The 19,044-nt window shown below is 39.9% G+C and carries 17 protein-coding genes; 3 read left to right on the top strand and 14 right to left on the bottom strand.

Annotation, left to right across the window (positions count from 1 at the left end):
- Positions 1 to 293: 293 nt before the first annotated feature.
- The 10 genes from recA to gpt form a co-directional block, all read right to left on the bottom strand.
- Positions 294 to 1,358: a recombinase RecA gene (recA, locus tag JI723_RS04805; protein WP_070926502.1), complete on the bottom strand. Its 1,065-nt coding sequence runs from the start codon at positions 1,356 to 1,358 to the stop codon at positions 294 to 296.
- A 106-nt stretch (positions 1,359 to 1,464) separates the two neighbouring features.
- Positions 1,465 to 1,968, bottom strand: coding sequence for a nicotinamide-nucleotide amidase (gene pncC / locus JI723_RS04800; RefSeq protein WP_272580302.1), 504 nt, complete (start codon positions 1,966 to 1,968; stop codon positions 1,465 to 1,467).
- 19 nt (positions 1,969 to 1,987) lie between these two features.
- Positions 1,988 to 3,181, bottom strand: coding sequence for a lysophospholipid transporter LplT (lplT, locus tag JI723_RS04795; RefSeq protein ID WP_272580303.1), 1,194 nt, complete (start codon positions 3,179 to 3,181; stop codon positions 1,988 to 1,990).
- A 4-nt stretch (positions 3,182 to 3,185) separates the two neighbouring features.
- A complete protein-coding gene (gene aas / locus JI723_RS04790) occupies positions 3,186 to 5,330 on the bottom strand; it encodes a bifunctional acyl-ACP--phospholipid O-acyltransferase/long-chain-fatty-acid--ACP ligase (protein ID WP_272580304.1) in 2,145 nt (714 codons plus the stop codon).
- 110 nt (positions 5,331 to 5,440) lie between these two features.
- A complete protein-coding gene (gene aroL, locus JI723_RS04785; protein ID WP_070926510.1) occupies positions 5,441 to 5,938 on the bottom strand; it encodes a shikimate kinase AroL in 498 nt (165 codons plus the stop codon).
- 145 nt (positions 5,939 to 6,083) lie between these two features.
- A complete protein-coding gene (proA, locus tag JI723_RS04780) occupies positions 6,084 to 7,337 on the bottom strand; it encodes a glutamate-5-semialdehyde dehydrogenase (protein ID WP_070926512.1) in 1,254 nt (417 codons plus the stop codon).
- 2 nt (positions 7,338 to 7,339) lie between these two features.
- Positions 7,340 to 8,443: a glutamate 5-kinase gene (proB, locus tag JI723_RS04775; RefSeq protein ID WP_070927033.1), complete on the bottom strand. Its 1,104-nt coding sequence runs from the start codon at positions 8,441 to 8,443 to the stop codon at positions 7,340 to 7,342.
- A gap of 115 nt (positions 8,444 to 8,558) precedes the next feature.
- On the bottom strand, positions 8,559 to 8,960 hold the full coding sequence (gene crl, locus JI723_RS04770; protein WP_070926514.1) for a sigma factor-binding protein Crl: 402 nt from the start codon (positions 8,958 to 8,960) through the stop codon (positions 8,559 to 8,561).
- A gap of 69 nt (positions 8,961 to 9,029) precedes the next feature.
- Complete coding sequence (gene frsA, locus JI723_RS04765) at positions 9,030 to 10,280, bottom strand: esterase FrsA (protein ID WP_337979810.1); 1,251 nt, start codon at positions 10,278 to 10,280, stop codon at positions 9,030 to 9,032.
- Between the two features lie 162 nt (positions 10,281 to 10,442).
- The gene (gpt, locus tag JI723_RS04760) at positions 10,443 to 10,907 is read right to left on the bottom strand and encodes a xanthine phosphoribosyltransferase (RefSeq protein WP_070926518.1); all 465 of its coding nucleotides are present in this window, start codon (positions 10,905 to 10,907) and stop codon (positions 10,443 to 10,445) included.
- Positions 10,908 to 11,438: 531 nt separating this feature from the next.
- Between gpt and pepD the strand changes: the two genes are divergently transcribed.
- The gene (gene pepD / locus JI723_RS04755) at positions 11,439 to 12,899 is read left to right on the top strand and encodes a beta-Ala-His dipeptidase (RefSeq protein WP_272580306.1); all 1,461 of its coding nucleotides are present in this window, start codon (positions 11,439 to 11,441) and stop codon (positions 12,897 to 12,899) included.
- Positions 12,900 to 12,944: 45 nt separating this feature from the next.
- Here the strand turns inward: pepD and dinB are convergent, their stop codons facing one another.
- Entirely contained in the window at positions 12,945 to 14,000 is a 1,056-nt protein-coding gene (dinB, locus tag JI723_RS04750; protein ID WP_272580307.1) for a DNA polymerase IV, read from the bottom strand.
- Between the two features lie 474 nt (positions 14,001 to 14,474).
- Here dinB and JI723_RS04745 point away from each other — a divergent pair, with 474 nt between their 5' ends.
- Both JI723_RS04745 and JI723_RS04740 read left to right on the top strand, forming a co-directional pair.
- Positions 14,475 to 15,374: a glycerophosphodiester phosphodiesterase family protein gene (locus tag JI723_RS04745; protein ID WP_272580308.1), complete on the top strand. Its 900-nt coding sequence runs from the start codon at positions 14,475 to 14,477 to the stop codon at positions 15,372 to 15,374.
- Positions 15,375 to 15,827: 453 nt separating this feature from the next.
- Positions 15,828 to 16,202: a hypothetical protein gene (locus JI723_RS04740; RefSeq protein ID WP_140182011.1), complete on the top strand. Its 375-nt coding sequence runs from the start codon at positions 15,828 to 15,830 to the stop codon at positions 16,200 to 16,202.
- 106 nt (positions 16,203 to 16,308) lie between these two features.
- On the opposite strand, the gene nqrM is transcribed toward JI723_RS04740, so the two are convergent.
- The 3 genes from nqrM to nqrF all read right to left on the bottom strand — a co-directional run bounded on the left by nqrM (position 16,309) and on the right by nqrF (position 19,041).
- A complete protein-coding gene (gene nqrM, locus JI723_RS04735; RefSeq protein ID WP_140187210.1) occupies positions 16,309 to 16,536 on the bottom strand; it encodes a (Na+)-NQR maturation NqrM in 228 nt (75 codons plus the stop codon).
- A 15-nt stretch (positions 16,537 to 16,551) separates the two neighbouring features.
- Complete coding sequence (locus JI723_RS04730) at positions 16,552 to 17,583, bottom strand: FAD:protein FMN transferase (RefSeq protein ID WP_140182015.1); 1,032 nt, start codon at positions 17,581 to 17,583, stop codon at positions 16,552 to 16,554.
- Positions 17,584 to 17,814: 231 nt separating this feature from the next.
- A complete protein-coding gene (gene nqrF, locus JI723_RS04725) occupies positions 17,815 to 19,041 on the bottom strand; it encodes an NADH:ubiquinone reductase (Na(+)-transporting) subunit F (protein WP_319066734.1) in 1,227 nt (408 codons plus the stop codon).
- Between the last annotated feature and the right edge of the window lie 3 nt (positions 19,042 to 19,044).

Raw genomic sequence — 19,044 nt, 5'->3', positions numbered from 1 at the left:
TTGGCTACTTTCATTTTCATTGAGCACACTATTTATGATGTCATAGATAATGTATTCATTGGCCATTTCACTGCATTTTGAATGATTGAGTGTAATAGCTACATCCATTCGTTGCTTTCATTGTAAAGCGTCTAAATATTTTCTGAAAGTATGTTTATACCTTTCAATTGGCTATTTTTCCACAGAAAACCAACATCGCGCTCTATTATAGCTCAAACGAGAAACAAAAAAACGCCACTCTTTTTTTGGGTGGCGTTTATAATTTACTTATTTATCAAATCAATAACTAAGCATTAAAATTCTTCAGGAACTTCTTCATCGGAGTCGCTGATATAATCAGTTGCTGCACTCTGAAATTCCCCTGTATGAGTTAATAACATTTCACGCAACTTTTTATCAATTTCGTTGGCAATCTCAGGGTGCTCTTTAAGATAAGTCGTCGAATTAGCTTTACCTTGCCCGATTTTATCGCCGTTATAGCTATACCAAGCACCTGCTTTTTCAATCAGCTTATGTTTCACACCTAAGTCAATCAGCTCACCAAAGGTATTGATCCCTTCTCCATATAGGATTTGGAATTCAGCTTGTTTAAATGGTGCTGCAACTTTGTTTTTAACGACTTTAACACGTGTTTCGCTACCGACGATCTCTTCACCATTTTTCACTGCACCGATACGACGAATATCTAAACGCACAGATGCATAGAATTTTAGAGCATTACCGCCAGTTGTTGTTTCTGGGTTACCAAACATTACCCCAATTTTCATACGAATTTGGTTAATAAAGATAAGTAACGTATTCGAGGTTTTTAGGTTACCAGCGAGTTTACGCATTGCTTGGCTCATCATACGAGCTGCTAGCCCCATATGTGAATCACCAATCTCACCTTCAATCTCAGCTTTTGGTGTTAATGCAGCCACTGAGTCAACGATGATAACATCAACGGCACCTGAACGCGTCAATGCATCACAAATCTCAAGCGCTTGTTCACCTGTATCTGGCTGAGAACATAACAAGTTGTCGATATCAACACCCAATTTTTTTGCATAGATTGGGTCTAAAGCATGCTCAGCATCGATAAATGCACATGTTTTACCACTGCGTTGTGCTGCGGCGATCACTTGTAGAGTCAGGGTTGTTTTACCTGAAGACTCTGGCCCGTAGATTTCAACAATACGACCTAATGGCAAGCCACCAGCACCTAAAGCGACATCAAGAGATAAAGAACCTGTTGAAATAGTTTCAACATCCATTGTGCGGTCTTCACCTAGACGCATAATAGAGCCTTTACCAAATTGCTTTTCAATTTGACCTAACGCCGCAGCTAGTGCTTTTTGTTTGTTTTCATCGATAGCCATGTTCACTCCCTTTGGTGCAATGGACTGCCCCACTGCAAATAGAACGATTGAATTCGGTTTGTTGGTACTAAGTATACTGTATAATCATACAGTATCAAGAAAATTTTTATCTAATGATTTTTAAAAGTGTCTCTAATGCGTAACGAGTTGATTGCAAACGAACTGAGTATCGGTCACCTTGGAAAAGACAATGCTTAGTGGTAATTTCTATCGTTCCTGTAGGCTGTTTTTTAGCAAATCCAAACCACACGGTGCCTACAGGTTTCTCATCGCTTCCTCCACCGGGACCTGCAATACCACTGACAGAAACAGCAAAATCCGCTCCAGCTACTTTGAGTGCACCTTGTGCCATCTCAGTCACTACTTGCTCACTCACAGCACCAAATTTTTGCAATGAATTCTCTGTAACACCAATCATTTGGTGTTTGGCTTCATTACTATATGTCACAAAGCCGCGATGAAAGTAATCTGAGCTTCCTGCTATATCCGTCACTACTTTTGCAATCCATCCGCCAGTGCATGATTCAGCGCAAGTTATCGTTTTACCCTGTTTTTTTAGCAATTGCCCAAGCTGAATACTTAGCGTTTCGAGGTCACTTTCATTTTTCATTTGATTGTTTACCTTTGTATTATGACTTTTTGCGAGTACGATCCCAAATCCACAACCCAGCAATGGCGACAGCAAAAACAGTACCAAAACCAATTCCTACGCTGACAACCGATAATCCCACTTTCATTGCCAAAGAATAAAGCCCTAACATGATTAACATGGCGCTATTTTCGCCTAGATTTTGCACCGCTATTGCGTTACCCGCTCCAACAGTTTCTTTACCTTTTTCTTGGAGCAATGCATTGAGAGGGACAACAAACAAGCCACCAAAAATACCTAAAACCGCTAAAATAACATAAGATGGAAAAATGTTTGTTTGCAGAGCAAGTAATACCACCATCACACCAATCACAATTCCTGCTGGGATACAGCGTGATACTGTTTTTAATGTAATAAATTTCGCCGCCAGACCTGCACCAACCACGATCCCGATCGCAACCGCCGCATTCAGGTAAGTAGGGGTAGCATTATCTTGTAATCCTAATGCGACAGGCACCCATGCTACTAATAAAAAGCGCAGTGTCACACCCGCTCCCCAGAACATACTGGTTCCTACCAAAGAAAAACGGCTTTCTTGATTGGACCATAATGTACGGCAAGCATTCCAAAAATCGATCAATAGCAGTTTAAAATGCCAGCCTTTACCTGGGCGCGCAGCAGCTAAGCGTGGGATATAAATATTCGCAATGACAGCTAATGCGTAGAGTACAGCACAAGTGCCAAGCGCTAACATCAAATGGATATCAGAGAGGATCCCACCAACGACAGAACCAATTAAAATTGCAGCAATTGTTGAAGCTTCCATCACGCCATTGGCTTTAACGAGGTTATCACCGCTCGTCAGTTCACCTAAGATACCGTATTTAGCTGGTGAATATGACGCTGCACCAATACCAACAAGCCCATAACATAAGAATGGATTAAGTCCTAAACAAATCCCAAGCGCGCCAGCAAACTTAAATAAGTTTGAAAATAACATTACCCGCCCTTTCGAAAAGCGATCAGCGACTTGTCCAACAAAAGGAGCGAGTATGATATAGGTAAACACAAATACCATTTGCAGTACTGGATGGCTCCATTCAGGGTAAAACTCCGCTTTTAACTGAGCTAAAATGGCAAATAACAAAGCATTATCAGCAAAAGCAGATAGGAATTGAGAAGCCAATACCGCTTTCATTCCTCGGCTCATTAATGGCGCGTTGACATCTTGCATACGATTATCCCTCTAACGCCATTTGTTTTAAGGTCACAAAATCCGTTTTACCTGAACCAAGTACGGGGAGTTCTTTAACAATACGAATATCTCTTGGTACTGCTAATTCAGTTAAGCCTTTCTCTTTTGCTGCTGAGGAAAGCGAGCTTCTATCAAGCTCTTTATCGGTCGTAAACAAAACAAGAGCTTCCCCTTTGCTGCTATCTGGCTTAGTCACCACAGCATGATGGGCATTCGGCGATAAACTAAAGACCATTTGCTCAATACTTTCAAGAGATACCATTTCACCTGCAAGTTTCGCAAATCGCTTCACTCGACCTTTGATAGTACAGTAGTTAAGCTCATCAAGAACCACGATATCACCTGTATCATACCAACCAGCCTCTTGCTCACCTTGTTGATTCTCCGCTGAAGGTAGTTCAAGAACCCCCGGAGCTTCTACACGTAAGTAGCCCTTCATGATATTAGGGCCCTTTAATTGCAGTTTACCGCCGTTCTCAATCCCTGAAATAGGGATAATCCGTGATTCCATTTGTGGCAATATTTGCCCTACGGTGCCTTCTTTCGATGCCATAGGCACATTAATTGAAACAATTGGTGCGCACTCTGTTACACCATAACCTTCTAAAATGCGAATACCAAATTTATCAAACCAAATTTTCTTAGTACTGTCTGATAATTTTTCTGCACCAGCAACGACATAACGTAATCTTGCAAAATCATATTGATGAGCAAAACGTGCATAATTTGCTAAGAAGGTCGATGTACCAAATAGCACGGTACAGTTTTTGTCATATACCAATTCAGGAATGATCCGGTAATGAAGAGGGCTTGGGTATAAAAAGACTCTGCTTCCTGAAAATACAGGGATCAATAAGCCGACCGTTAATCCAAACGCATGGAATAATGGCAATGATGACATAAAACGATCTCTAGGCGTAAAATCAGCAATTGTTTTAATTTGCTCAACGTTCGCCATTAAACTCGCATGACTATGCACAACGCCTTTCGGAGTACCTTCAGAGCCAGACGTAAACAAAACAATTGCTTCATCTTCTGCTTTACGAGGTAACACGGCTTTCTTTGGCATGAAAAGATGTTTTACGATCCAAAGCTTATCTTTTAGGGTGACTGTGTCTTTGAGATCTTCAAGGTAAATCCAACTCGCATCTGTGACTTGCTCAGGGATATGTGTCAAGTTGCCTTTTTCAAGAAATTGGCGAGAGGTAAAAATAACTTTTGCTTGAGAGGCTTTCAGTGCATTACTGATGCCGTGGCTACCAGCTGTATAGTTTAACATGGCAGGCACACGTCCACGCATTAATGCGCCAAATATGGCAGCTGCGGTGACGGTTGTATTAGGGAGCAATAAGCCAATACGTTCATTTTCATGGGTATAGCGCTCAATGATCCGCCCTACTCCTAATGATTTTTTTAATAGCCCTTGATAGCTATCTTCTTTAAAATTGATATCTTCAATGCAAGGCGCACGTCGACCGAAGCGTTTTACACTATTGAGGAACTCTTCAACTAACGTCACTTGAGGACGGCAGGCCATACGTGCAGATTTCATAATGCTGTATAAATGTATACCCGCTAAACGACGGCGCTCCACGGCTTTAGGCGCTTCTGGCATAGGGATCGTTTCTGCGGGCAAAATATGCAGTGTGATAGTGGGAAACCATTTCAGTGGAATGATCCCTTTTAGGCGGCTAAAGTGGCTACGCTCAGCCCCTTCGATACGCATAGGAACCACTTTGGCTCCAGACTTTGCCGCCACAAATGCAGCGCCTTCATAGATTTTCATTAAAGAGCCATGAACAGAGATCCGGCCTTCAGGAAAAATGACGATTGGACGGCCTTTTTCGACTTCTTTAACTAGTTGGCGGATGCCTAGCGGGTTTGCAGGATCGAGAGGAACAATATCAACATATGGCTTAAGCAACTTGATCATTCTTGGTGTTGCGAATGTCGAGTAAACTGCAAACACAGGTTTTATAGGCAAAAAAAGCGCAACTAGCACCCCATCGATAAATGAAACATGATTAGGTGTAATCAAACACTTTTCTTGATAGAGTTCTTTTTCATCACCAACCAAACGAACTCGAAATAAAAATCTAAGTACTGCCTTAAGCACATTTGCCAGCATAATGAATCCCTATATTGTCATTTCTTTTATCATTCCAATCGATAATTATGTCCTGAAAATCAAAAGCCTCTAAGTAGTTTATTCCTAAAAGAGAAAAAAGGCTGCAATACTTACGCCAAATGCGTTAATTGGCTAATTATTGTATCAATCGGCAGCCCTGCATCGACAACATGATGCGCAGTTGCTCGATAAAGAGGTTCTCTTTGTGACATAACTTCGGCAATTTCTTCTATCATCGATTTACCAGTGAGACTTGGCCGTTGATCTGCTTGTGGCTCTGCTGCTAACCTTTCTGCGAGGATCTCTGGTTTGGCACTCAAATAGATAACTGTGCCGTTATCACGCATAACACGCTGGTTTTCTTCTGACAGAATAATCCCGCCGCCAGTAGAAACTATTGAGTTAGGCTGAGAAATTGATTTTAGTACTTCACTCTCTAAATGACGGAAATAGTCCCAACCATGCTGCTCAACAATTTGTGCAATACTGGTTCCTGCCCTCTCAACAATCAATTTATCAGTATCGATAAATTGATACGATTTTTGTTCCGCCAACTGTTTACCGATTGTTGTTTTTCCTGAACCTCTTGGACCGATAATGTAAAACATTAATATTCATCCCATCGTCATGATTATTATGGTATTTGCGCCACTTATTTTAAATTCTATTGCTCAGTGCTAAAAAACGACAAATAATTATAAAAAACAAAGCCACACATATTGCTGTGTGGCTCAATCGTTATTGTTTTAAATATTACGCACGATTAAGAAAATCGCCATAGCCAATCCATTTGTAAGTCGTTAGTGCATCTAACCCCATCGGGCCTCGAGAGTGTAATTTTTGTGTACTCACTGCAACTTCAGCACCTAAACCAAACTGCCCGCCATCAGTAAATCTTGTACTCGCATTGACGTAAACAGCCGCTGAATCAACTCGTTGGATAAAGTAATCTGCTTGGCTAATAGACTCCGTTAAAATCGCATCCGAGTGTGCAGTACCATAAGTACGAATATGGTCGATAGCAGCATCAATACCAGAGACCACTTCAACATTCAGATCAAGAGATAACCATTCATCCACTAAATTCTCAGGTAACACCTCAACCACTTTAGCTGCGCCGTTTTTTAAGTATGGCATCGCTTGCACACTCGCGTGTAATGTCACCTTCTGCTCTGCCATTTTTTGGCTTAACACAGGCAAAAATTCAGCCGCGATTTTTTCATGTACTAAAACAGTTTCGAGTGAATTACATGCACTTGGCCTTTGTACTTTGGCATTGATTAACACGCTGATTGCTTTATCAAAATTTACAGATTGATCAACAAAAGTGTGGCAAACACCAATCCCACCGGTGATCACGGGGATCGTAGATTGTTCACGACATAATTTGTGTAATCCTGCACCACCTCGCGGAATTAACATATCTACATAGCGATCTAATTTTAATAACTGTGCGACTAATTCGCGATCAGGGTTATTAATCGCCTGAATGGCATCCGCTGAAATGCCGCAATTTTTAAGTGCTTTTTGAATGACTGCTGTTACGGCTAAGTTGGTGTTATGTGTTTCTTTACCACCTCGCAAGATCGCCGCATTCCCTGTTTTTAAGCACAGAGCAGCAACATCAACAGTCACATTCGGACGTGCTTCGTAAATTACGCCAACCACCCCTAGAGGCACACGACGTCGCTGTAAATTTAGCCCGTTATCCAGTTGACTGCCATCAATGACTTGCCCGACAGGATCAGCCAGCTGGCATACTTTACGTACATCATCGGCGATACCTTTCAGGCGCTCTTGTGTCAGTAACAGTCTATCTTGCAGTGCTGGCGTCATGCCATTTGCACGCGCCTGTTCGATATCTTTCGCGTTGGCTTCAAGAATAGTCGCGCTTTCTTGTTCCAGTAAATCAGCAATTTGCTCTAAAGCTGCATTTTTTTGTTTGGTACTTAGTTGAGCCAGTTGCCATGAGGCTTCACGAGCTGCTTTTCCCATTTGTTCTAACATAATTAACTCACTATCATATCATCGCGGTGGACAGCCACAGACCCATGTTCATAACCCAGTATACTGCCTATTTCTTGTGAATGATGACCTGCAATCATTCTTAATGCATCACTATTGTAGTGGCTGACACCATGCGCCAGATCTTTACCTGCCAGATTTCGTATACGCACGACAGCTCCACGAGAAAAATCCCCTTCAATCTTTTTGATGCCTTTAGGGAGCAGCGAACTGCCTTTTTCCATAATAGCAAGTTGTGCGCCATCATCGATATAAATATCGCCGGCGGCTGGCGCACCAAAGATCCAACGTTTACGATTTTCCATTGGATTTTTATGACCATAAAAACGCGTTCCCACAGGGATGTTGTCGATCACTGCACTGATCACATCAGGCTTATTACCCGCAGCAATGATGACATCAATTCCGGCTCTCCCAGCAACATCAGCAGCTTGCAACTTAGTCGCCATGCCCCCTGTGCCTAACCCTGTAACACTACCACCAGCCATTTCACGTAGCTCATCATTGATCCCATACACTTCAGGGATCAATTTTGCATTGGGATTACTACGAGGATCTGAGTCATACAGCCCTTCGATGTCGGTCAACAGTAATAGTTTGTCTGCATCACCAAGAATAGCAGCAAGTGCTGATAAATTATCATTGTCACCCACTTTGATTTCAGCCGTTGCGACCGCATCGTTTTCATTGATCACAGGAACAATGCCGTTATCTAACAGTGCTTGTAATGTATCTCGGGCGTTTAAAAAACGCTCTCTATCTTCCAAATCAGCCCGAGTAAGTAACATTTGCCCGATATGAATACCATAGATAGAAAAGAGCCGTTCCCATAACTGAATAAGGCGGCTTTGCCCTACCGCAGCAAGTAACTGTTTAGATGCAATGGTTGCGGGGAGTTCGGGGTAATTAAGGTGTTCACGACCAGCTGCAATGGCGCCAGAGGTGACAATAATAATACGGTGTCCTTTTTCATATTGCTGTGCGCATTGCCTAACCAGTTCAACAATATGTGCCTGATTCAATTGGCGTGAGCCCCCAGTTAACACACTGGTTCCTAATTTAACCACCACTGTTTGGCTATTTTTCATCATTTTTCTGCCATTAGGATTAACAAATACAAAGTAAATACCATTTTTATCAGCTGGAGAGCGTTATGCCAACAGGCATAACGCAAAATTAAACAAAAGTTGGTCTAAAACAAATTTATGCGCTTAATTCCAGTTTAAATTCTGCCATTTGCGCAGAAGGAAACAAAGTAAGCTCAAGTTCAGAAAATTGTTTGGAGAGGGATTGGTGAAAGGATAAAAGATTTTGCTCAATAAAATCAGTAACTGCATGGTCTTTTAGTGGCTTTGCTTGCCAGCTACCATGGCTATTGTATAGCCCAAGATGATATGAATACTCAAATCCCTCTTCACTTGGTGATAGTATCATCCACCAGCCCCAAAACTCCCTCTTCTCTGGCGCAATATTGGTGTTGACACAAACAGCAAGGCTATCAAAGAAATAGCTGCCTTCTAAGCATTGCTTTTCTCGTAAATAAGGTCCCAAAGCAGCAAACTTTTTTAAATACTTTCCGTTAGAGTAATCTGTTGGTAAAGCCATGTAAGGATCTCCTTGTTGAGAGATCCCTTTTTAACAAAAGTTAAAAAATAATCAAGTTATTAAATAAAATTAAACTATTTTACTTTTTAGCCAATCTGTCGTTTCACTGAGTGCTCGTTGAAAATTTTCAAAAACTGGGCTAGCTGGAAGTGTTAATAAATGGCTGTCCATAGATGATCGAATAATTAAATCCGACTCCGCTTTTGGACTATAAATATCATTCTTCCAATGCACCGACATCATTGGCACTTGACTCCTACGACCTAAAAGCCCTTGATTTTTTAATGAATAACAACTTAGCTCATGTCGAAGTGCCGCACCATCTACGTAGTAAATCCCTAAACGGCTAGCAAAAACATCTAACTCCATTCGAGGGATATCGCTTTGATATTTATCTTCATGTAATAAACTATGAACAATAGGCCCCAATGCAGCAACCGCTTTAATTTTATCAGGGCACATATAAGCTAATCTTAAGGCTATATTTGCCCCAAAGCGTAAGCCAATAAGACCAAAGCGTGTATGATCGATCCAAGGGATGGTATCTAATTGCCTAACGACTTGCTCATGTAAAACACTCGTTTCTTGTGAGAGTTTATATTTAACTGAATAGCCGATAGATGGCATATCCAATGTCAGCATGGCAATGCCAAGAGGTTCAAGGTATTCCCGGAAATAGCGACAGTAATCAATTTGCAAACTATCAAGCGTGCCACAAATCATCACTGTCGGGTATGGGCCTTGGCCTGTTGATGGAATATGTAAAAAGCCACAAACCTCTTTATTACCATCAATCTTAAATGAAATTTTCTTCAACTTATAACGTGAAAACTGTGCAGCACTGTCATAAGCCTTACAAGCCAATACAATCGCTTGGTCCGCTAATTCATCACCTTTAATAAAAGGGTATGCCGCGATACTGTATAAATTTGCTGCACGTAACCATGCTCGACTGGCTTGCTCGCCACTTTCAAACTGTAATGCATTTTGTTGCCAGCGCATCGCTTGGTTTGACCATTCAAAACACCAATTACCACGCCGATTACCGATAATAGTATCAAGTAAATTATTATCACTACGCTCTGCATCAGTAACCGCAATACGGCTCAAAACCTCTTCTATTTCTAAAGCATCAATACCACGCCAGATCCACATTAAGCGATTGATCATTCGGTACCAGCCTGCATGTTGCGTACCACTGAGCGCAGAATGACTTTTTATAATCGGTGGGCTATAAGCAGAGTATGAAACCAGTGTCGATGTTTCGGTCTGCCTAACTTTTGGCTTGAACAGTTTTTCGGAAAGATTTTGTTGAGTCATTTAGATAACCTGTTGGTTGAGCTAAATAAAAAAGGAATGCCATCGCATTCCCCTATCATATCGTTTTATGTTTTAATTTATTAGGTAATAATGTGTTAATAGGGTATTTCTTCTATCCTAACGTCAATTATTACCTTTTATTTATACTCTAAACAATAATGATTACTTATCCTGCTCACACAAAGGCTTAACAAATACAACGCCCATATCCCACGGTTGTTCAATCCATGTATTTTGCGGAATATCCACAACATAATCATCAACTAATGGGCGGCCTGCTGGTTTTGCAAAGATAGTCACAAAGTGTGCTTTTGGATACATATCGCGGATTGCTTTAGCAGTGCCGCCAGTATCAACAAGGTCATCAATAACAATAAAGCCTTCACCATCACCTGGGGCACGCTTAATCACGTTGAGGTCACGTTGGTTATCATGATCATAGCTAGAAATGCATACAGTATCGACATGACGAATACCCAGTTCACGTGCGAGAAGCGCACCAGGAACAAGGCCACCACGGCTAACAGCGATGATACCAGTCCATTGTTCGACAGGTAGTAAACGTTGTGCGAGTTTACGGGCATGTATTTGCAACATATCCCACGTTACGACATATTTTTCGCTCATAAAATTTGGGTCCCGACAGCTGAGTAAAACTGAAATGTGTCTTGCGGAAAAAAACGTTGCGCGAGATTATAGTGATTTGGTTCGCTAAAAACCAGCAAAAACGGATAATTGAGATCAATTAATATCATTTACACTGACTATTTATCGCATTAAGGTGTATGCTGAGATAATCAGTTGTATGGCTTGAATCACTTCACCATGCCTTTTTCACAGAATAAATTACTGTGCTCTATCTAATTTGAGATACAGCTAAACTGTAAAAGAGTGAACGACTAGAAGTAATAAAAAAACACTATAGTGGTTACTATAAACAAAGCTATTATTTTTCAAATTAGTACAGCAAGTTAAAGTATTTCGAACATGTATACTCTAAATAATTCGAGGTGCAGCTAGGCGGCAAGTGAATGGATCGCGAGTCGCGTACATCAGTATGCGACTGATGCCAGTGAACGCCGTCACCATACCTTAACGCAAGGTGCTGTTACTTGAAGCCTAATGAGTTATAACCAAAGTCGTATTAGGAGATCTAACGTGTCTGAACTCGCTAAACTGTCACCACAGCCATTATGGGATATTTTTGCTAAAATTTGTTCAATCCCCCATCCGTCACATCACGAAGAAGCGCTAGCAACACATATTATTGAATGGTCAAAACAAAAAGGTTTTCACGTAGAACGTGACCAAGTTGGTAATATTTTGATCCGTAAAGCAGCAACCAAAGGCTATGAAGATCGTAAAGCCGTTGTTTTACAAGCTCACTTAGATATGGTTCCACAGAAAAATAATGACACCGTTCATGATTTTACTAAAGATCCAATCCGTCCTTATATCAACGGAGAATGGGTAACCGCCGAAGGGACCACTCTTGGCGCAGATAACGGTGTAGGTATGGCATCTGCACTCGCAGTTTTAGCTGATGATAGTGTAGAACATGGCCCACTTGAAGTATTGCTAACCATGACCGAAGAAACTGGTATGGATGGCGCATTTGGCCTACAAGCTGGTTGGTTACAAGCAGACATACTGATCAATACTGACTCAGAAGAAGAAGGCGAAATCTACATGGGTTGCGCAGGGGGCGTGGATTTCACAGTCACCTTTGATTTAGCTCGTGAAGCCATCCCACAAGGTTATAAAACCTTTACCATGACGTTGAAAGGTCTAAAAGGCGGTCACTCAGGTGGTGATGTGCATTTAGGTTTAGGCAACGCTAACAAGCTACTGGCACGCTTCCTTGCAGGACACCAAGAAGATCTTGGCTTAAAACTGCTGGAGTTTACCGGTGGTACCGTTCGTAATGCGATCCCTCGTGAAGGACATGTCATTATTGCGGTTCCTGCTGATAAAGTGACTGAATTAACTGCACTCAGAGCGCGTTATGAAGGTATCTTAAAAAATGAATTAGCCGTCGTTGAACCAAATTTAGTCCTGCTATTAGAAGAAACGCAAACAAAGCTACAAGCTCTCACTGAAGACTGCCAAAAACGCTTTGTATTCTTCTTAAATGCGGCACCAAATGGTGTTATCCGTATGAGCGATGTGGCAAAAGGCGTTGTTGAAACTTCCCTTAATGAAGGTGTTGTAACAATGACAGACAAGCAAGCTGAAGTGATCTTCTTAGTTCGTTCATTAATTGATAGCGGCAAAAACTATGTTGTTAACATGCTGACATCAATCAGTAAGCTTGCACAGGCTAAGTATAAAGCCGAGGGGAGCTACCCGGGCTGGCAACCAGATGCAGACTCACCAGTCATGCATTTAGTCAGTGAGACATACCAAAAATTGTTTGGTAAAACACCTAATGTCATGGTGATCCACGCTGGATTGGAATGTGGCTTATTCAAAAAACCTTACCCTGATATGGATATGGTTTCTATTGGCCCAACCATTCGTGGCGCACACTCACCTGATGAGCGAGTACATATCGCGAGTGTCGGTGAATATTGGAAATTATTGACAGCTGTTTTAAAAGCAATCCCAGTTAAAAACTAATTTTAAGTGGCAAAGCGCTCGTCATAAGGCGAGTGTTTTGCCTACTTAAAGTGCTAATAGCAATTGCCTTTCTATTTGTGGGCTTTGAAGAGTAACATGCAAACCAACTAACCTAACCCCTCGATTTTCACGGCGATTTTCCCAAACTTGCTTAGCTAATAAAATTAAATCTTGCTTATCTAATATAGGATAAACATGTTCTTGGGTTGTTTGCTGAAAATCATTAAATTTAATTTTTACCCCTTGGCGTGCAATACGACGATCAGGCTTAACTTTAGTCAATCTTAGCTCTAACTCCTCATAAAGCTTATCAAGTAATGGCAGGCATTCTTCCCAGTGATGAATATCTTCAGCTAATGTACGTTCAACCCCAACAGATTTGCGTAGCCTTTCAGGGTTAACTGCACGTTCATCAATAGCGTGACAACGCTCCCACAACACTTGTCCAAATTTCCCCATCGATTTTATTAAACTAACAACATCATACTGTTGTACATCTGCACAAGTTTCTAATCCCATATCTAACAATTTTTGTGCCGTAACTTTGCCAACACCGGGGATCTTCTTCAATGGCAGTGAAAGAACGAACTCAGACATATTCTGTGGAGTAATAACATATTGACCATTGGGTTTATTCAGATCAGAAGCTATTTTGGCAAGAAATTTAATTGGGGCGATCCCCGCCGAAGCCGTAAGCTGCAATTCATCAAATATTTGCTGACGAATAGCTTGAGCTATTAGGGTTGCTGAACCATGATGCAGCTCACACTGACTAACGTCTAAATAAGCTTCATCCCAAGAAAGTGGCTCAATAAGGTCGGTATAGCGAGAAAAAATTTTATGGATATGCAAAGAAGTTTCTTTATAAAGCGCCATTCGGCCTGATACAACTTTTAGATGAGGGCACAGCCTTAATGCAACTGCCGTAGACATTGCACTATGTACTCCATAACGTCGAGCTTCATAGTTAGCGGTACTAATCACCCCACGACGATCGGCACTTCCCCCGACGGCAATAGGAATATTACGCAAGCTAGGGTCATCACGCATTTCTATTGCTGCATAAAAGCAGTCCATATCAATATGAATTATTTTTCGCACAGCAATTCACCAAAAGAAAATGAACAACTGAATAAATATACAGTATTTTATTTTAATGCGCAATTATTCAACAAAAATAAACTCGTCACCACTACGTAATCAAAAAAGCTAAGTTATTCAACAATAATCATATGTTCATCTGATTGAAACATATCGCTGTCAAACTTCTCTGTCCTCGAAGGGTTGTTAACAATTACGGATTGAAGTGCTCTCGAACAAAGTTAGTCCTAATTAGATGAGATATTGCATACAAATACTGAGAAAAGTATTACAAAAAGGACTCAAAAAATTAATTTAGCTTTATTCACACTCTAAATAATTCATGGTGCAGCTAGGCAATAAGTAAATGAATCGCTAAGAACTAGCACATTAGTATGTCACTAATGCGAATGAACTTAGTCACCATGACTTAATGGAGATGTTGTCACTTGAAGAATGACGGGTAGAAAACAAATATTTTTATAGGTAGCCAATATGATAAAAACGTTGATTCCACAATTAAAAAAAGGGATGGTTTTCAGTTTGTTTATTCTTGCCAGCCACAGCGCACTTGCTCAATCACCATTAATCGTGGCACATCGTGCCGGTACCGCTGACGCCCCTGAAAATACCCTTTATGCCATTAAGTTAGCAAAAGAAAATCAAGCTGATATTATTTGGTTAACTGTTCAGTTATCTAAAGATAATCAAGTTGTTTTATATAGACCTAGTGAACTCAAGGCGCTAACCGATAAGAACGGTGTAGTATCTGATTACTCAGCCAAACAACTCAACAAAATCAATGCGGCATATCAATTTAATAAAAAAAATAATATCCAATTGCCATTAGCAGAAACAACCATTGCTACGCTTGAATCTGTTCTTAAAAAATATCCTGATACTGAATTTTATATTGATTTAAAATCACCTGATGCAAATCCAGACATCCAAGCAGAAGCTATTTACACTCTGTTAGAAAAAACTAATGCCTTTAACAACACCCGTTTTTATTCAACTAACAATGCGTTTATAAAAGCTTTAGCGAAACGCTCTGATCGCATTAATACCTTTGAAAGCCGTGATGAAACTCGCACACTACTAGCCAATAATACGATGAATCATCAATGTTCAACATCAACTGAAGAAGCATCTAAAAAGCGTTGGTATGGATTTGAATTACATAGAAAAGTTGAAGTGATTGAAAAATACACGCTTGGCGAAGCACGTTCACCGGCAACCTTATCGTGGGATAAAGAAGCGATTGATTGCTTTAGAAAAAATGGTGACGCATACATAGTTTTATTTGGTGTTAATAACATCAATGACTATCAATTTGCTAAAGAAATTGGTGCTGATGCCGTGATGGTTGATTCACCACAACTATTTAAAAAATAAATTTATTTTTGGCTTAATTAAGCTACATTTGATAATTCATAATGTGTAACTAAATTAAGCCTTTTATATTAAATGTAAACCTATAATACAAAAAGAAAATTACATTCCCATGTAGGTATATAATACTATTCTTACTTGGTTCTAAGAAGGGAACATAAAATACTATTTTCATTAAAAATCAAAAAACATTGTAATTATTTTCAAGATAATAATAGATTAAAAATATTCCCCTCTTACAATCACATAATAGTTATTAGAAAACCCTTATCATTAAAAGCCAATAATAATACTTAATTGATAGTCATTAAAAATGATAATTAAATAATATAATAATATAATAATATAATAATGCTAAATTATATATTAAATCTTTATAATTAACGCCATAAAATAAAATATACTCTAAAAGAAATTAAAATATCATAATATAAAAAGCCAGTATTAGGAGTCATAATGAAATTAGCACCTATAGGTAACGTAACATTAGAAAATTTTTGGAACAGTGACCTAAAATCTTTTTCAATAACTCATACACATGATAAAATTTTACATTTAGGTACAAGCCATACCGAGTATGATATTAAAGATAAACAAATAATACATAATGCTTATACCCTTATTTATACGCCACAATATGATGACTATTGGAACGTGACAATTACCACTGCAAACGGTGAAATTTGGCACAATACAAGCCGTTTAAAATGTAATATAAAAAAGGAAGATAACGGAAATGTTATTATAGGAGTAAATGGTGATTCTCAAAGAATGTATGTTGCTTTCCCATTCTCCAGTACATGCTCAATGTCTCTAAAAAAAATGGATTAAAAAATTTAATACCAAAACAATCAAGAGAATATTTCGATAAAAACGTGAAGATATAACCTTAACTGTCACCAATACAGCTAAGGTTATAAGATAATAATTAAATATTTTAGATAATACGGTTTTTTTCCAACATCTTTTGGCGAGCTTGCTCACGTGCCATACGCTTTTTACGTGCATCGCAAGGCTCAGGGCAATCACAGACTTTTTCAACGCCTATGCTGCTTAACCCCCCACAACTACCTTGAATGCTTTTACGCTTAATAATGTACCCAAGTGACATGCCTAAAAATGCCAGTAGGAACAAGATAAACGCTGCAATAAAAACATTTAGCATCCTATCCCCCTAGTGTTACTGCTTCTTCTGTAAGAATGGTTCGAATGCCTTAGTATAGCGCTCTTCAAACCCTTTTTCTGTTTTCACTATCATAAATACTGGAATATTCATTTTTTCCGCTACAGCAAAACCGGTTTCTGGTCCTAAAACATTTAACCCTGTAGATAAGCCATCAGCGCTCATACAGGTTGGAGCCAATACCGTGATCGACACTAAGTTATGTTTAATCGGCATGCCAGTTTTTGGATCAATTGTATGAGAGAAACGCACACCATCTTGCTCAAAATAATTACGGTAGTCACCCGAAGTCGCAATTGACATATCCCCCGGCTCAATGACTTCTTGAGCAGTTTGATTTACACCATCAGTCGTTGGCTTTTCAATCGCTATGCGCCATGGAGCACCTTTACCATTATTGCCTTTTGTACGTACCTCACCACCAATATCAACCATATAATCATTGATCTTAACGGATTCTAAGTACTCAGCGACCACATCAACACCATAGCCCTTAGCGATTGATGATAAATCGACATACAATTCAGGAATAGTTTTAATCAGGTTATTACCCTGTACAGATAATTTTTCTATTCCGACCCAAGCACGACGTTTTTCTAATTCATCAGCCGAAGGGGCTTTTGTTACACGTCCTTCAGGGCCAAACCCCCATAAATTAACTAAAGGCCCTACCGTCACATCTAATGCACCATTAGTTAATTCGTTAATACGGATTGCTTCTTTAACAACTTTTGCTGTTGCAGCCGACACAGGAAAAGGAACATTAACCTCTTTTGATTGATTGAAGCGGCTTAGTTCAGAGTCAGGGCGATACGTTGACATCTGATCATTTACCTCTTCAAGGCGTTTATCAATCTCTGCTTGGATCGATTCACTACTTGGAGATGAAGAATCAGTAACGTATTTAATGGAATAGTAGGTTCCCATTGTCTGACCCTGTAGATTTGCCTGTTCAGGCCCACCGCAAGCGGTCAAAAAGAGTGTCGCTGCGAATAGCAGTACTGGTGTAATGACTTTTTTGTTCAGCATATTTTTCTCTGCTTCAATCATAAGTACCATAACGCTAGGTACTTAGACTATTGACAAACTAGTTCAGTTTGGCAGCAGCCGGTCGAGGTTGTAAAAAATTAACGAGTCAGCCAATTTATTCGTTTTTAACTAAAAACACAAAGGGGAAACCTTATCTCGCTCCCCCTTTTATCAACTGATAGCCCCAAAAACTGAGGCTATCCTCGTTATACTTCAAGTATATACAGTGAATTAACCACCAAAGTCATCCAGTAAGATGTTTTCATCCTCTACACCAAGATCTTTAAGCATCTTGATGACTGCGGCGTTCATCACTGGAGGCCCACACATGTAAAACTCACAATCTTCAGGTGCAGGATGATCTTTTAAGTAGTTTTCATACAGAACATTATGAATGAATCCTGTATAACCATCCCAATTATCTTCCGGCATTGCATCGGAAAGTGCAACATTCCAAGTGAAATTTTCGTTTTCAGCAGCAAGCTGATCGAAATCTTCGGTATAAAACATCTCGCGTTTAGAACGAGCCCCATACCAGAAACTAATCTTACGCTTAGACTTCAAACGTCTTAATTGATCGAAAATATGTGAACGCATAGGTGCCATACCTGCACCACCACCAATAAAGATCATCTCAGCATCAGTCTCTTTGGCAAAGAACTCACCAAATGGGCCTGAAATAGTGACTTTATCACCGGGTTTCAAAGACCAAATATAGGAAGACATGATCCCTGGCGGAACATCTGGATTACGAGGAGGAGGCGTGGCAATACGCACGTTTAGCAAAATAATCCCATGCTCTTCTGGATAGTTAGCCATTGAATATGCACGCACTGTAGGCTCTTTCACCTCAGATACATAACGGAATAAATTAAATTTATCCCAATCTTCGCGGTATTCTTCTGGCACATCGAAGTCTTCATATTTAACAACATGCTCAGGACATTCGATTTGAATAAAACCACCCGCACGGAATGGAACAACTTCACCCTCTGGGATTTTTAGTTTTAGTTCTTTAATGAAGGTTGCTTTATTATCATTAGAGATAACTTCACACTCCCATTTTTTAACTCCAAAAATCTCTTCAGGTAATTCAATTTTTAGATCTTGCTTAACATTCACCTGACACGCTAAACGGCAGCCTTCTTTTGCTTCACGTTTATTAATGTGAGAAAGCTCGGTTGGCAGAATATCACCACCGCCTTCTTTAATTGTCACTCGGCATTGGCCGCACGACCCACCACCACCACAGGCAGATGAAACAAAAATACCTTGGTTAGACAACATCCCTAACAGTTTATCACCCGCTGGAGCATCAAAGCTTTTTTCAGGATCACCGTTAATTTCAACTTTAATGTTACCTGTATTGACTAGCTTGGATTTCGCAAACAGGATCAAACCTGTCAGCGCCAAGACTATCAAGGTAAACATCACTACACCTAGAATAATAATATCCATGAA

The organism is Providencia manganoxydans (assembly GCF_016618195.1).
Taxonomy (GTDB): Bacteria; Pseudomonadota; Gammaproteobacteria; order Enterobacterales; family Enterobacteriaceae; genus Providencia; species Providencia manganoxydans.
Note: the sequence above shows the minus strand (reverse complement) of the source record. Positions and strands in the feature narration are given on the sequence as shown.

What these genes read in the sequence shown, in the direction of transcription:
- JI723_RS04730 (WP_140182015.1), bottom strand. Translation starts at nt 17,583, where the DNA reads ATGCTGAACAAAAAAGTCATTACACCAGTACTGCTATTCGCAGCGACA.
- nqrF (WP_319066734.1), bottom strand. Translation starts at nt 19,041, where the DNA reads ATGGATATTATTATTCTAGGTGTAGTGATGTTTACCTTGATAGTCTTG.
- pncC (WP_272580302.1), bottom strand. Translation starts at nt 1,968, where the DNA reads ATGAAAAATGAAAGTGACCTCGAAACGCTAAGTATTCAGCTTGGGCAA.
- proA (WP_070926512.1), bottom strand. Translation starts at nt 7,337, where the DNA reads ATGTTAGAACAAATGGGAAAAGCAGCTCGTGAAGCCTCATGGCAACTG.
- proB (WP_070927033.1), bottom strand. Translation starts at nt 8,443, where the DNA reads ATGAAAAATAGCCAAACAGTGGTGGTTAAATTAGGAACCAGTGTGTTA.
- crl (WP_070926514.1), bottom strand. Translation starts at nt 8,960, where the DNA reads ATGGCTTTACCAACAGATTACTCTAACGGAAAGTATTTAAAAAAGTTT.
- nqrM (WP_140187210.1), bottom strand. Translation starts at nt 16,536, where the DNA reads ATGCTAAATGTTTTTATTGCAGCGTTTATCTTGTTCCTACTGGCATTT.
- lplT (WP_272580303.1), bottom strand. Translation starts at nt 3,181, where the DNA reads ATGCAAGATGTCAACGCGCCATTAATGAGCCGAGGAATGAAAGCGGTA.
- JI723_RS04745 (WP_272580308.1), top strand. Translation starts at nt 14,475, where the DNA reads ATGATAAAAACGTTGATTCCACAATTAAAAAAAGGGATGGTTTTCAGT.
- aas (WP_272580304.1), bottom strand. Translation starts at nt 5,330, where the DNA reads ATGCTGGCAAATGTGCTTAAGGCAGTACTTAGATTTTTATTTCGAGTT.
- aroL (WP_070926510.1), bottom strand. Translation starts at nt 5,938, where the DNA reads ATGTTTTACATTATCGGTCCAAGAGGTTCAGGAAAAACAACAATCGGT.
- JI723_RS04740 (WP_140182011.1), top strand. Translation starts at nt 15,828, where the DNA reads ATGAAATTAGCACCTATAGGTAACGTAACATTAGAAAATTTTTGGAAC.
- recA (WP_070926502.1), bottom strand. Translation starts at nt 1,358, where the DNA reads ATGGCTATCGATGAAAACAAACAAAAAGCACTAGCTGCGGCGTTAGGT.
- gpt (WP_070926518.1), bottom strand. Translation starts at nt 10,907, where the DNA reads ATGAGCGAAAAATATGTCGTAACGTGGGATATGTTGCAAATACATGCC.
- frsA (WP_337979810.1), bottom strand. Translation starts at nt 10,280, where the DNA reads ATGACTCAACAAAATCTTTCCGAAAAACTGTTCAAGCCAAAAGTTAGG.